Source organism: Chromobacterium amazonense, assembly GCF_001855565.1.
GTDB lineage: Bacteria > Pseudomonadota > Gammaproteobacteria > Burkholderiales > Chromobacteriaceae > Chromobacterium > Chromobacterium amazonense.
This window is the reverse complement of record NZ_MKCR01000006.1, coordinates 77,075-90,445: the sequence shown is the minus strand read 5'-3', so window position 1 is coordinate 90,445 and position 13,371 is coordinate 77,075. Positions and strand designations below refer to the sequence as shown.

11 protein-coding genes are annotated in these 13,371 nt (G+C 59.3%); 7 read left to right on the top strand and 4 right to left on the bottom strand.

The annotated features are described in order from the left end of the window. Positions 1-12 precede the first annotated feature (12 nt). The gene (locus BI343_RS04980) at positions 13-2,850 is read right to left on the bottom strand and encodes a diguanylate cyclase domain-containing protein (RefSeq protein ID WP_071108888.1); all 2,838 of its coding nucleotides are present in this window, start codon (positions 2,848-2,850) and stop codon (positions 13-15) included. Between the two features lie 293 nt (positions 2,851-3,143). Between BI343_RS04980 and BI343_RS04975 the strand changes: the two genes are divergently transcribed. The 4 genes from BI343_RS04975 to BI343_RS04960 are packed head-to-tail and all read left to right on the top strand — an operon-like array spanning position 3,144 to position 8,740. Beyond that, positions 3,144-4,940 carry an ABC transporter substrate-binding protein gene (locus tag BI343_RS04975; protein WP_071108887.1) on the top strand — a complete coding sequence of 599 codons (1,797 nt, stop codon included), beginning with the start codon at positions 3,144-3,146 and terminating at the stop codon, positions 4,938-4,940. 54 nt (positions 4,941-4,994) lie between these two features. Next, positions 4,995-5,936, top strand: a complete 942-nt coding sequence (locus BI343_RS04970) for an ABC transporter permease (protein WP_071108946.1) — start codon at positions 4,995-4,997, stop codon at positions 5,934-5,936. Positions 5,937-5,946: 10 nt separating this feature from the next. After that, on the top strand, positions 5,947-7,008 hold the full coding sequence (locus tag BI343_RS04965; protein ID WP_071108886.1) for an ABC transporter permease: 1,062 nt from the start codon (positions 5,947-5,949) through the stop codon (positions 7,006-7,008). Positions 7,009-7,030: 22 nt separating this feature from the next. Continuing rightward, positions 7,031-8,740, top strand: a complete 1,710-nt coding sequence (locus BI343_RS04960) for an ABC transporter ATP-binding protein (RefSeq protein WP_083340812.1) — start codon at positions 7,031-7,033, stop codon at positions 8,738-8,740. 162 nt (positions 8,741-8,902) lie between these two features. Here BI343_RS04960 and BI343_RS20540 read toward each other — a convergent pair whose 3' ends face one another. Continuing rightward, positions 8,903-9,037: a hypothetical protein gene (locus tag BI343_RS20540; protein WP_280513315.1), complete on the bottom strand. Its 135-nt coding sequence runs from the start codon at positions 9,035-9,037 to the stop codon at positions 8,903-8,905. 87 nt (positions 9,038-9,124) lie between these two features. Beyond that, entirely contained in the window at positions 9,125-10,024 is a 900-nt protein-coding gene (locus BI343_RS04955) for a LysR family transcriptional regulator (protein ID WP_071108884.1), read from the bottom strand. A gap of 90 nt (positions 10,025-10,114) precedes the next feature. Between BI343_RS04955 and BI343_RS04950 the strand changes: the two genes are divergently transcribed. Both BI343_RS04950 and BI343_RS04945 read left to right on the top strand, forming a co-directional pair. Further along, the gene (locus BI343_RS04950; protein ID WP_071108883.1) at positions 10,115-10,564 is read left to right on the top strand and encodes a multidrug/biocide efflux PACE transporter; all 450 of its coding nucleotides are present in this window, start codon (positions 10,115-10,117) and stop codon (positions 10,562-10,564) included. A gap of 3 nt (positions 10,565-10,567) precedes the next feature. After that, complete coding sequence (locus BI343_RS04945; protein ID WP_043625118.1) at positions 10,568-10,900, top strand: SMR family transporter; 333 nt, start codon at positions 10,568-10,570, stop codon at positions 10,898-10,900. An 11-nt stretch (positions 10,901-10,911) separates the two neighbouring features. Here BI343_RS04945 and BI343_RS04940 read toward each other — a convergent pair whose 3' ends face one another. Continuing rightward, positions 10,912-12,519, bottom strand: coding sequence for a TolC family outer membrane protein (locus tag BI343_RS04940; RefSeq protein WP_083340811.1), 1,608 nt, complete (start codon positions 12,517-12,519; stop codon positions 10,912-10,914). On the opposite strand from BI343_RS04940, the gene BI343_RS04935 reads away from it, so the two are divergent. Further along, the gene (locus BI343_RS04935; protein ID WP_244886570.1) at positions 12,507-13,331 is read left to right on the top strand and encodes a transglutaminase-like cysteine peptidase; all 825 of its coding nucleotides are present in this window, start codon (positions 12,507-12,509) and stop codon (positions 13,329-13,331) included. The genes BI343_RS04940 and BI343_RS04935 overlap by 13 nt on opposite strands. Positions 13,332-13,371 lie beyond the last annotated feature (40 nt).

The window sequence follows — 13,371 nt, the reverse complement described above, 5'->3', positions numbered from 1 at the left end:
GGCAAGCCGTTTTTATCCCACGCGATGCAGGCGGTAGGTATTGCGCCCTGCGGCTTTGGCCTGGTACAGCGCCTCGTCTGCGATTTGCAGCAGGCGTTCAGGAGTGATGTCTGGCACGGCGGCGTAGGCCACGCCTATGCTGGTGGACAGCTTGCGTCGCTGCCCGGCCAGCTCGACGTCATGAGACGCCGCTTCCAGCAGCTTTTCCGCCACGCCGGCGGCGGTGTGTTCCGATTCCAGCCCGGCCAGCAGAATGACGAACTCGTCGCCGCCCAGCCGCGCCACGTGATCGGTGGCGCGCACCTGGCTGCGCAGACGGCGGGCGAACTCCCGGATCAGTTCATCGCCGGCGGCGTGGCCCAGGGTATCGTTCACCTGCTTGAAGTGGTCGATGTCCAGAAACAGCAGCGCCACCGCCAGCCGTTTCACATAGTGGTGCTTGATTTCGTCGTCCAGCATATCCATGAAGGCGGAGCGGTTCAGCAAGCCGGTCATGCCGTCCAGCGTGATCTTGTTGCGCAGCTCGAGCTCGCGCGCCCGGGATTGGGTAATGTCCCAGATCATCACGTAAAAGCCGGAAACCGAGCCATCGGCATGTTGCTGAGGAATATAACGCCCCTCTACGTAACGATTCTCGCCGCGCACCGACATGTCGCGTTCAAACGATGACGGTTGTCCGGACAAGGCTTGCTCGACTTCCGGGCGCTGCTGCTGATAGGCCTCGTCGCCCAGGAAGTCGCGCATATGCACGCCGATGATCTGTTCCGGCCGGATGCCGAACAGCCGCATATAGGACTTGTTGCAGTAACGGTAGCGTTCCTCGCGGTCGATGAAGGCCACCAGCGCCGGGATGGAATCGGTTACGGTTTTCAGCAGCGCCTCGCGCAAGGCCAGGTCCAGCTCCGCCAACTTGCGTTGGGTGATGTCGCGCATGCTGACGCTGACGCCGTCGCCGGCCTTGACGATTTCATGATGCATCCAGGAAGGGTGATCGATATTGAAGGCCATGGGAATTTCTTCGGATATCGCCTGGCCGTTTTCCACCACGCGGCGGCAGCTGTCGAAAAAATCCGGTATTTGCAGGGCAATGCCGAGTTGCCGGAACGGGCTGCCGATGGCCTCGCGGCGGCTGATCTGCCACATGCGCTCGGCTTCGGCGTTGATATAGACCACGCGGAAGTCCTCGATTCGGCCATCGCCGCCGCGCAGGGCTTCCATGATGGCAAAGGCGTCCATATTGGCCTCGGCAGCGTTGCGGAATCGTTCCGCCGCCAGCTCCGCCATCAGGTTGGACTGCTGCACCTCGCGCAGCAGGGGGTAGGTGCGCCAACGCAATAGCAGGGCGCCGAGGGCGATGACCACCGACATGACGAACAGGCCCACTTCCAGATCGCGGCGGATGGGCGCCAGCAGTTTGCCGACTTCTATCTTGTAGCTGAAGGCCAGGCCGGTGTCGGGCACCGGCTCGTAGGCGCCGATCACGTTGCGGTGCGAGAAGTCTATGGTATGCATGGTGCCGCGCTGGCCGGAAAAGGCCGGCCACACGGTGAAATGATGGATATTGCCCGCCAGGGGGATGGTGGAACCCTTGTCCTGCGGCGATTGCGAGAAACAATGCAGGTATCGCTCATCATGGCCGCAGAGCGAGTAGATGCCGCTCAAGCCATCATGCGGCGCAGTGTCCTGGACAATTCGGTTGAACATGTCCAGCCTTTGCTCCAGCAGCAGCCGGGCCGAGCCTGCCGATGTCCGGTAGACATGGGTAGTCCGGTACGAATAGCTGCCATCCCATAGCAAGATCGCGCCAGGCGGGGAGCGCAAGGCAACGGCCTGCAGCGGCCGGTTGACGAAATAACCGACCTGCACCAAGGTCCTGCCCGCGCCATCCTGGATCGCCATGCCATTGAAGCTGCGGTTGTTCTGCATGCTCAGCACCGCGGCGGCATCGGCCTGCTTCAACTGCCCATGGGAAGCCGCCTCCAGCAGCGATTGCATCGCCGGGTGCTGGTAAAGCTGGCGAGCCGTGTCGTTGCTGATATCGAACTGCGCGCTGAGCAGCGCGGCGCGTTGCCGGGCGCTGTAGGACATCACCGTTTGCAGGCTCTGCTCATGCGCGTGGCTGGCCAGGCGATAGATCAACAGTCCGGTTGTTCCGGCGATGACGATCAGCAGAATGCATGCGGTGGCGAAGACCGAGTTTGCCATGTCCTGAGAGCGCAGGCGGCGCGACTGGTCGCGCGCGGCCAATCCATACAAGCCGGCGCTGGCTGTCAGCAGCCCCACCGCGGTGGAGAGCGCCATGCGCACCGCGGCGCCCCAGCTATACAGCAGCTCCAAGTCCACCAGATACGCTATGCCCCCCAGCAGGCCGCATAGCAAGGGAATCGCGGCGCAAACCTGGACGATTCGCGTTCTGGCTGGCGTGGCGGCCGGCAGCCAACACATGCCCACGCCCAGCGCGAGCAGCGCGGTCGCGGTCAGAGCCGCCATCCGTCCTGAATTGGGCAGCATGTCGTGCCGCCAAGCGTGCAGATTGGGGAAGTCTACTCCGGTGCTCTGGCCGGTGGCGTGCTCCAGCAATGCCAGGCAGGCTATGCCGATCACCATCACGGCCAGCAGGCGATAAGTCTGCCCCCGCGGACGCCACAAGGCCAGCGCCAGCGCCGCCCCATACAGAGCCAGGCAGGCGGCCGTGGAAATCACCATATGGATGTTTTCCGGCACGGCCGATTCGACATGCCACAGCCAGCCGGCCAGCACATCGCATCCCAGAGCCAGCAAGACCAGGCTGGCCAGCCCCGTCAGCAGCCTGTAGCGGCTGCGAAAGAGGCGGGACGAATATTGGGACATCACGGAATGGTTGTTTTGCACAGGCCACGTTCTGCCAAGAAAAGTGGAAAGTCCTTATTTCCCATGTTAGGACAAATATCCGTATCTTCACGTGCCCATGGCATTTGCGGCGGCGCGGCAAACCGGCGCGGCGGACAATTTCATTTTTTTGATGCCGTCTTGATATTTTCTTGTTGATCCTGGTGGCCGATTGGCCTTACATTCATTCCCGCCCGTCATGGCTCATGACCATGGCGAGGAGAACAAGGGAAGGCCCACGCAGGCCTTCCGGCTACGAAGGAGAACAGAACAAGATGAAGCACCTCAAATGGTTGCCCATGCTGCTGGTGGGCGCCTCGCTCATGCCTTTTGCGCATGGGGCGGACCCGGCTAAAGTGCTGAGGGTGGCCTTTCCTATCGCAGAAACCGGCTTCGACCCAGCCAAAGTGAATGATGTCTACTCGTTGGCTGTAAACGAGAACATTTTTGACACGCTACTTAGGTATGACTACCTGGCTAGGCCCCTGAAGGTGAAACCTGGCACTGCAGCCGCCATGCCTGAAGTTTCGGCAGATGGCAAGGTCTATACCATCAAGATCAAGCCTGGCATTTACTTCTCCGATGATCCGGCTTTCAAAGGCAAGAAACGCGAGCTGATTGCTGCCGATTACGCCTATAGCTTCAAGCGATTTGCTGATCCTGTGGTCAACTCGCCAGTTGCTAATATGATGACGGATTGGATTGCTGGTCTGGAGGAAGCGGGTAAAAAAGCGGGCAAAACCGGCAAGTTCGATTACGAAGCGCCGATTCCGGGTCTCCAAGTGCTGGATCGCTATACATTGCGGCTGACGCTGGTCAAACCCAATTACATTTTCAATTACACGCTAGCTGCCAAGCAGTTCGGCGCAGTGGCGCGCGAGGTGGTCGAGGCTTATAGCAAAGACACCATGTCGCATCCAGTTGGCACAGGTCCATTCATCCTGAAAGAATGGAAACCAGGCAATAAGATCGTGCTGGCGGCCAATCCAAATTATCGCAAGGAAGTATTTGATGGCGAGCCGGGTGACAATCCGGAAGATCAGAAAATCGCTAAGCTCTTGGCTGGCAAAACACTGCCGCAGGTGGGGCGGGTAGAAGTTCGCATTATTGAGGAAGAGCAGCCACGCTGGTTGTCTTTCCTTAACAAGCAGCAGGATTGGATTGTACTGCCGAAATCGGCGGTGAAGACGGCATTGCATGTGGATAGTGACAATCCAAAAGTTGCCAAATTGAACCCGGCGCTGCTTCAGCGCGGCATCCAGTTATCTCATACTCAGGCGTTAGATGTCACCTATGCATTCTTCAATATGCTTGACCCCGTTGTGGGCGGGTATACCAAGGATAAAATCGCCCTGCGCCGCGCCATCGCCCTAGCGTATCCGGTGGAAAAGGAAGTAATTCCACTGTTGTATGCCAATCAGGCGATTCCAATGCAAACTTATGTCACGCAAGGCATCCCAGGCTCTAGTCCGAATTTTGACGGCCGGGTCAAGTTTGATCCTGCACTGGGAAATGCCTTACTGGACGAATTCGGATATAAGATCGGCCCCGACGGCTATCGTACCTTGCCCGATGGCAAGCCGCTGGTCATCGTGCAGGCGACTCAAGCATCAGCGCTGGATAAACAATTCAACCAAGTTTGGCAGAAAACCTTTGACAGTTTGAAGATACGCGTTCAATTCAAAGTGGCCAAATGGAGCGAAAATTTGAAAAGCGCCTATGCCCACAAGTTACAAATGTGGTCACTTGGCGGCTCTGCCTCCATGCCCGATGGGGATGACAGCATGGTGGAGTTATGGTCCAAATCTATTCCAAGTGGTAGCAATCTACCCGCATTCAGCCGTCCCGAATTCGATCGTGCTTTCGAGGAGTCGCGTCTACTACCCGACGGGCCAGAACGTGAGGCTAAGTTTGAGAAAATGAACCGTGTGATCGCTGCCTATCAGCCGGTGATTTTCAACGTGACTCGCATGTACAACGAACTGACCCAAGGCTATGTGGTCGGCTTCAAGCGCCATCCCATTTATTCAATAGGCGGATTCTGGCGTTACGTAGACGTGAACAAACATTAGGCCTCACCTCATACAGCTTCGCTTTTGGTGTTTGGATGCGAAGGAAGGATGATCATGATTGCATATTTTATTCGTCGCCTGTGGCAGATGATTCCTACTATGCTAGGGGTGATGCTGCTGGTGTTCGTGCTGTTCAATTGGGTGGGTGGCGACCCAACTTTCATTCTAGAAGGCAAGAGGCTGACGCCGGAAATGTTGGCCAACATCAGGGTTCAGCTCGGGTTGGATAAGAGCCTGCCGGAGCAGTTTCTGCTATTCGTCAAACAGGTCCTTACTTATGACTTTGGCAACTCTTGGGCAACCCAGCAGTCGGTGAGCGCCACCCTGGCCAACCGCGTTGGGCCTTCGGTGATGCTGGCTGGCAGCCTGCTGCTGCTGGAGTTGTTGACCGCACTGCCTATCGCCGTAGCTGTAGCTTACTTTCGCGGTGGCTTGACTGATCGTCTGGTCACGATGATCTGCACCGTAGCTATGTCCATCAGTTCTCTGGTTTACATCATCGTCGGCCAATATCAACTGGCATTTGCCTGGGATTTGTTCCCTGTAATGGGTTGGGACGACAACAGCGGTCTGACCAATCTTCTGGTCTATCTGCCACTGCCACTGCTGCTGGGTCTATTGGTGGCGTTGGCACCCAGTGTGCGCTTCTACCGCAGTTTTGTAGTGGAAGAGCTCAATCACGACTATGTGCGCACTGCTCGAGCCAAGGGTTTGTCCGAGCCCAAGATTCTCTTCAAGCATGTGCTGCGTAATGCGCTAATTCCTGTGGTCACCAACATCACCATGTCGCTGCCTTTCCTGATGCTGGGCTCTATGCTGCTGGAACGCTTCTTCGGCATTCCCGGCATGGGCAATGAGCTGCTGAATGCTGTGGACAAGAGTGATTTCCCGGTGATCAAGGCCATTACCATCACCATTGCCGCTGCTGCCATGGTGTTCAACTTGTTGGCCGATTTGCTGTACAAGCAGATCGATCCGCGCGTTCAGTTGAAATAAGGGAGATGTGATGACGACTTTGCAAAATACCGCCAGCGTTGCGCAGGCAGCCACTTCTTCCCGCAGCCTGTGGCAATTGGGATGGCAACGCCTGAAGCGAGACCGCATCGGGTTTGCTTGCCTGTGGATTGTGGCGGGCTTTATCGCCCTGGCCCTGGCCAGCTGGGCTGGCTTGGTTGGGCGCGGCTGGAACGATGAGATCGCCGTGTCTTATGCACCGCCCACCTTTCTTTATCAGCAAGAGCATAAGTTGGCACCGGCTTCGGCGAATCAAGCGTCGAGCGAATCCAAAGCGCAGCGTCTGCTGCCTCAGGAAGATCCGATTTGGGCGGAAACCAAAGCAGCCTACAAGAACCGAGACAAGTATGTTGTGCCGGAGGTGAAAAAAGAGTCATCGCTGACTTTTGGCGCGGATATCCGTGGCCGCGACTTGCTGGATAAAGTGATCAAAGGCACTTCCACATCTTTGTCAGTCGGATTCTTTGGCGCTTTGTTGTCGGTAGTGATAGGCGCCGCCTTGGGAGCCTGCGCAGGTTTCTTTGGCCGCAAGATCGACGACTTCCTGATGTGGTTCTACAGCGTGTTCACCGCCATGCCGGACATGCTGCTGCTGCTGGCCTTCGCCGCGGTGGCCGGCCGTGGCCTGGGCACGGTGATTCTGGTGCTGTCGCTGACCAGTTGGCCTGGCACGTTCCGCTTGGTGCGCGCCGAGTTCATCAAGTTGCGTTCGCGCGAGTTCGTACTGGCTGCCGACGCCATCGACGCCAGCAGCGCGCGCCGGATGTTCGTCCATATCCTGCCCAATATCTCCCACCTGCTGCTGGTGCAGTTTTCCCTGTTGATGGTGGGCCTGATCAAGTATGAAGTGATCCTGTCCTTCCTCGGCTTCGGCGTCGACGTGCGCCAGGTGAGCTGGGGCTCCATGCTGGCCGAGGTGCCGGAAGAGTTGCTGCAGGGTTATTGGTGGCAACTGGCCATGGTGGTGGTGTTCATGTCCGTGCTAGTCACCGCCTTCAGCATGCTGACCGACGCCCTGCGCGACGCGCTGGATCCGCGCGCGGCGGCGAAGTGAGCGGGACGAGGAGAAACCAATCATGAGCAATCCAAACCACAATACCTTGCTGTCGGTGCGCAACCTGCGCGTGCGTTTCCGCCAGGAAGACGGCGGCCGTTTCGAGGCGCTGAAGGGCGTCAGTTTCGATATCCCGGCCCACCGCACGGTGGCGCTGGTGGGCGAGTCCGGCTCCGGCAAATCGGTGACGTCGATGGCCATTATGCAGCTGCTGCCGCCGCAATCGAGCGAGATCGATCCGGCGTCTGAATTGCGCTTCGACGGGCGCGACCTGCTGAAGCTGAGCCCGGCCGAGCTGCGCCGGCTGCGCGGCAAGGACATCGCGATGATCTTCCAGGAGCCGATGAGTTCCCTGAACCCGGTGTTCAGCGTGGGCGAGCAGATCGTCGAGACGCTGACGCTGCACGCCGGGCTGAGCCGGAGCGCGGCGTGGAAGCGCGCGGTGGAGCTGCTGCGCGAAGTGGGGCTGCCGGAGCCGGAGAAGCGGATCAAGGCCTACCCGCACGAACTGTCCGGCGGCCAGCAGCAGCGGGTGATGATCGCCATCGCCATCGCCTGCGAACCGAAGCTGTTGATCGCCGACGAGCCGACCACCGCGCTCGACGTCACGATACAAAAGCAGATCCTGCAGCTGATCGCCGATCTGCAGAAGAAACACGGCATGTCGGTGCTGTTTATCACCCACGACCTGGGGGTGGTGGGCGAATTCGCCGATGAAGTCATCGTGATGCGCCACGGCGTGATCCGCGAGCAGGGCACGGTGAAGCAGATCTTCGAAGACCCGCAGGACGCCTACACCAAGGCGCTGCTGTCGTGCCGGCCGCACTTGGACCGCCGCCCGGCGCGGCTGGCGGTGATCGACGACTTCCTCAAGCCGGAGCCGTATGCCGAGCCGCCGCACCGCCAGCGCGGCTACGCGGCGGACGACGAGATCGTGCTGGACGTACAGGGCCTGTGCAAAAGTTTCGACATCCGCGAAGGGCTGTTCGGCAAGCGCCAGTTCCATGCGGTGAAGGACGTCTCGTTCAAGCTGGCGCGGGGCAAGACCCTGGGCATCGTGGGCGAATCCGGCTCCGGCAAGACCACGGTGGGGCTGACCCTGGTGCGGCTGCACCAGGCCACCGCCGGCCGCGCGCTGTTCCACGGCCAAGACCTGATCGGGATGAGCGCCAAGGCATTCCACGCCTACAAAAAGCGCATCCAGATCATCTTCCAGAACCCGTACGCGTCGCTGAACCCGCGCTTCACCGTGGAGCAGATCCTGACCGAGCCGATGCAGCTGCACGGCATCGGCCAGGACGCCGGGCAACGGCGCCGCCTGGCGCAAGACCTGCTGGACAAGGTGGGACTGCCGGCCGGCGCCTTGGCCAAGTATCCGCATGAGTTCTCCGGCGGCCAGCGCCAGCGCATCGCCATCGCGCGCTGCCTGACGCTGAAGCCGGAAGTGCTGATCTGCGACGAATCGGTGTCGGCGCTGGACGTGTCGGTGCAGGCGCAGGTGCTGAACCTGCTGCAGGACCTGCAGGACGAGTTCAAGCTGTCCTATTTGTTCATCTCGCACGACCTGGCGGTGGTGAAGCACATCTCCGACCAGGTGCTGGTGATGAACAAAGGCCAGGTGGTGGAGCAGGCGGACGCGGATGTGATCTACCGCGCGCCGCAGGACAGCTACACCAAGAAGCTGCTGGGGGCGATTCCGCAGGGGTGGAACCCGGCCCTGGCGCTGGCCTGAGCGCAAGTCTGATCGGCATCAAGGCAAACCGGCCCGCGAGGCCTAATGCCGTTCACTTAAGGATTTTCGGGCGACTTTTCTGGCCTTGAGAGCACAGGAATCCACAAAAAAAGCACCGTTTCCCATGCATGGAGACGGTGCTTTTCTCTTAAGTGAACGGCATTACCGCGAGGCCGGTTTTTTTTTGTGACTTTGATCTGCCCCCGCCAGCAGCACTTGGTCGTCCCAATTGGGATCGCCTTCGATATAGACGTGGCGGCTGGAGTGATTTTTTACTGTCACGACGGGATGGCTCATATCGCTCTCCTGCGGTTGGGGCCTGATGGTGGTCCGGCCCGGGAGGCATAGGAAAATTTATTTGGATCAGCGGCTTGGACTGATCTTTTAGTCAGTATTGATTGGTGAGGGCGCAGAGTGGACGGAGCCGGTGCCAGCCAGCTGCTCCAGCAACCACCCCGCAGCGGCGCCCAGCGGCCGGCGCGCCGCCCACACCAAATCGACCGGCATGCGCTTGGGCCAACCGGCTACGTCCAATTGCTTCAGTTCGCCGCCGCCAAAGCTTTTGACCAGCCAGCATGGCAGTTCGGCCCAACCCACCCCCAGGCGCGCCATGTCCAGCAGCATCAGGTAGCTGGGCGCATACCATTGGCGCTGGCCGCAGCGCGGCGGCGTTTTGTCGCCATAGGTATTGAGCCGCAGTTGGCGATGCTGGCTCAGCTGCGTTTCGTCGATGGCGCTCTGCGTGGCCAGCGGATGGCGGTGGGCGGCGAATAGCGCCAGCTCGCTGGAGTCGCGCTGGCGCCGGTGGGCGATGTCGGGCGGATAGCCCTCCATGGCGCCCGCCAGGCCCAATTGGGCGCGGCCGGACAAAATCAGGTCCAACACGTCTTCCTGCTCGCCGACCAGGCACTCCAGTTCCAGCAGCGGATAGCGCGCTTCCAGGCGGCTGGCCACGTTTTCCAGCGTGTGGGACTGGAAGGTGTCGGACAGCACCAGGGTGAGCCGGGTTTCCACGCCGGCGCTCAATTGCGCCGCCTGTTGCTGCATGGCCTGGCTGGCGGACATGATTTGGCGCGCCTGCGGCAGCAGCAATTGGCCGGCAGGCGTCAGGCTAGGTTGACGGGCGGTTCGGTCGAACAGGCTGCTGCCCAGATCGATTTCCAGGTTGGCGATGGCTTCGCTGATGGTGGACTGGCTTTTGCCCAGCCGGCGCGCGGCGGCGGAGAAGGAGCCGAGGTCGGCGGCGTAGACGAAGGCGGTGAGCGCGTCGAGCGAGATAGACATATCGGTATTTCCGATTGATGATATTTTTATCGTATCCGATTTCCCAATCATAATCGCGTGCATTGCACTTTTTGCTGATGAGAGACGTCTATGAACGCGACAGATAAAAAACTGGGCGAACGGGTATTGCATGCCGTGCTGTATGAGGCCTGCGCGATGGCCCTGCTGGTGCCGCTGGCCTCATTGCTGATGAACGAAAGCGTGCTGCACATGGGGGCGCTGGCGCTGATGATGTCTACTGCGGCCATGTTGTGGAATATGCTGTTCAACGCTTTATTCGACCGTTTTGAACGCGCCAGGGGCCTGAAGCGCACGGTGGTGGTGCGTTGCGCGCACGCTTTGCTGTTTGAGGGCGGCTTGGTCGTGATGCTGGTGCCCTTGGCAGCCTGGTGGCTGAATGTGAGCTACTGGCAGGCGTTCTTGTTGGATTTGGGCTTCTTCGCGTTTTTCCTGCCTTACACCTATGTATTCAACTGGCTGTATGACCATCTGCGCGCCAGGCTCATCGAGCGGCGCGCGCTGGCGGCGGCCATGGAGTAATCAATGAAAGTATGGTTGTTTCTGATGGGGGCCATCCTGTCCGAGGTGGTGGCCACCTCGGCGCTGAAGGCGTCGGACGGTTTTTCCCGGCTGTGGCCGTCGCTGCTGACCGCGGGCGGCTATATGGTGGCTTTCTACTTGTTGTCGCAGACGCTGCGGCACATCCCGGTGGGCATCGCTTATGCCTTGTGGTCCGGCATCGGCATCGTGCTGATCTCGCTGATCGCCTGGCTGCTATACGGCCAAAAGCTGGACCTGGCGGCAATCGTCGGCATGGGGTTGATCATCGCCGGCGTGGCGGTGATCAATCTGTTTTCCAACAGCGCGGCGCATTGAGCCCGCGGCGTTCACGGCGCCTGGCGGATGATGACGCGCGGCGCCGCGTCCGTCTGGGCGGGCGCGTTGTCATTGTTTTTGCGGGCGGGGTCCTGCGCGGGAGCGGCGGCCTGCCATCCCGGCTTTTTGCTTGCCGATTGATCCGGCTGCTGCGCTTGATCCGAACTCATGGTGGCCGGCATGCGAATGCTTGAGCCGGAGGGCGGATCGAAGATCAATTTCCCGGGAATGGCGTTGACGTCAACCGGCGTCGGCGTTTGCATGCCGCCGCCGCATTCCTGCCTGCTCATATGTCGCAGCAAGTCCTTGTCGGCGCGGTCATCCATGGCCTTCAACTGAAGCGCGTCGAGCAGCGCGCCGGAATAGGCCAATACCGATGCCTGGGCGACGGAAAGCTGGATTTGCGCGTTGATGTAGTTGCGGCGCGCGCTGAATAGCTCGTTCTCGCTATCCAGCACATCCAGCAGCGTGCGCTGGCCGATGTCGAATTGTTTGCGATAGGCATTCCGCGCTTTTTCCGTGGACAGCTGGTGCTGCAATAGCGGGGAGAGCTGCGCGCGATAGCGCACCAGCGTCGCATAGGATTGCTCGAGGTTCTGCCGCAGGTTGCGGCAGGCCAGCTCGGTCTGGTCCAGCGCCGAATTGTATTTTTCCGATGCGGACGCCAACTGGGCGCGGTCCGCGCCGCCACGGAACAGGTTGATGCCGAAAATGATGGCGACAGAAGACTGATGGGTGGTGCCCGGATAGCCATCGTAATTCTCGGTGGGCGCTTTGCTCAGCTGCAGCGATACGGTAGGTGAGAAAGCGCCTCGGCGCGCATTGACTTCGGCATGGGCCGCGTCGAGCGAGGCCAGGGCACCCAGAAAGGCCGGACTGTGCCCGATGGCCTGCTGCATCAGTTGCTGGGGCGGCGGCAGCGCGCCATCCAGGCTGGGCAAGTCCGCCATGTCCTCCTGCGGCAAGGGGCCGATCAACCGAGCCAGGCGCGAGGTGGCGGTCAGCAGATTGGTGTTGTCGACAATCAGGTTGGATTCGGCCTCGGCCATCCGTCCATTGGCCTGTTCCAGGTCCACCCGTCGTCCCACGCCGGACTGAACCCGTTGCAGAATCTGGCCGAGAATGCCCTTGTGCAAGGCATAGTTATCCTTGGCGATCTGTACGAATTGCCGGTACATCAACACATCGGCGTAGGCTTGAGTGGTTTGCAGCGCGATGTTTTCCGAGGTTTGCAGAAAGTCGAAATAGCGGGCCAGGCTGCCATAGCCTTGCTCTTTGACCTGATTATAGGTTTGCAGGCCGCTGAACAGGCTTTGATTGAGGTTTACGGTCCAGCCCTTGGTCGTATAGCGCTGTGAGGCGACGGTATTGGGGGGATAGTCGAAAACTTGCCGGTTTCTTTCGTAGTTTAGGTCGACCGTTGGGTAGTAGTTCGCTTTCGCGGCGCGCACATCGTCTTCCGACGATCTGTAATCGTGCAGTTTGGACAGCACTTCCGGGTTGTTCAATACCGCCAGGCCCACAGCTTCCCGCAGGGTGTAAGCCTGGCAGGCGCCAGACCAAGCGGCAGCTGCTGTCATTGCCAGTGATAGACGGATGATGCGCATTGTCTGGTTCATCGGTCACTGCCCCTAAATTATGTAACTGCCGCAAATGCATTTTTTTTGCGTCCTACTATCCTTCTAAAGGAATAGTAGACGATTCCCTTTCTGGAGGAGGACAGATGGCATCGGTCGACGTCCTGACTCCTCCGGCCCCTGCGCGGTCCTTCAAATTCTCCAGAGTGATGGCTTGGCTCCGATGTCTGTTTCTGGCCTGCTGTTTGCTGGCGCAGCCTTTCCTGTCCGCCAGCACCCTTCCTTCGGAGCAGACGGTCGCCCGCTATGGGCCCAAGGCGCAACGGCTGTTTCATCAATGGCAGTCTCTGCTGCAATCCCTGGCCAATCATCCGGATGCCGAGGCGTTGAAAAACATCAATGTGTTTTTCAATCGGCGCATTCAGTACGCCGAGAACGAATCGGTATGGAATCAGGCCGATTATTGGGCAACGCCATTGGAGACCTTCGGCAAGGGAGCCGGAGACTGCAAAAGCTTCGTCATCAATAAATACGTGTCTTTCCGCTTATTGGGCATCGCGCCGCAAAAGCTGCGCCTGGTGTATGTCAAAGCCCAGATAGGCGGCGGAGCCAGCCATATCACCCAGGCGCATATGGTGCTGGCTTATTACCCGACGCCGACGTCAGAGCCGCTGATTCTGGATAATTTGATCGATAGCATAGAGCCGGCTTCGCGGCGCCCGGATTTGATCCCGGTTTTCAGTTTCAATATGGAAAATATCGTAGTGGGCGGCAAGACCAGCAATGAGGTGGATAGACTTGGACGGTGGAAACAGTTGTTGACTAAATTAAAAGCTGAAGGCTTTGAATTTTGAGGCAATGCCCGTGAGCAAAAAAAAATTATCATTGATACAG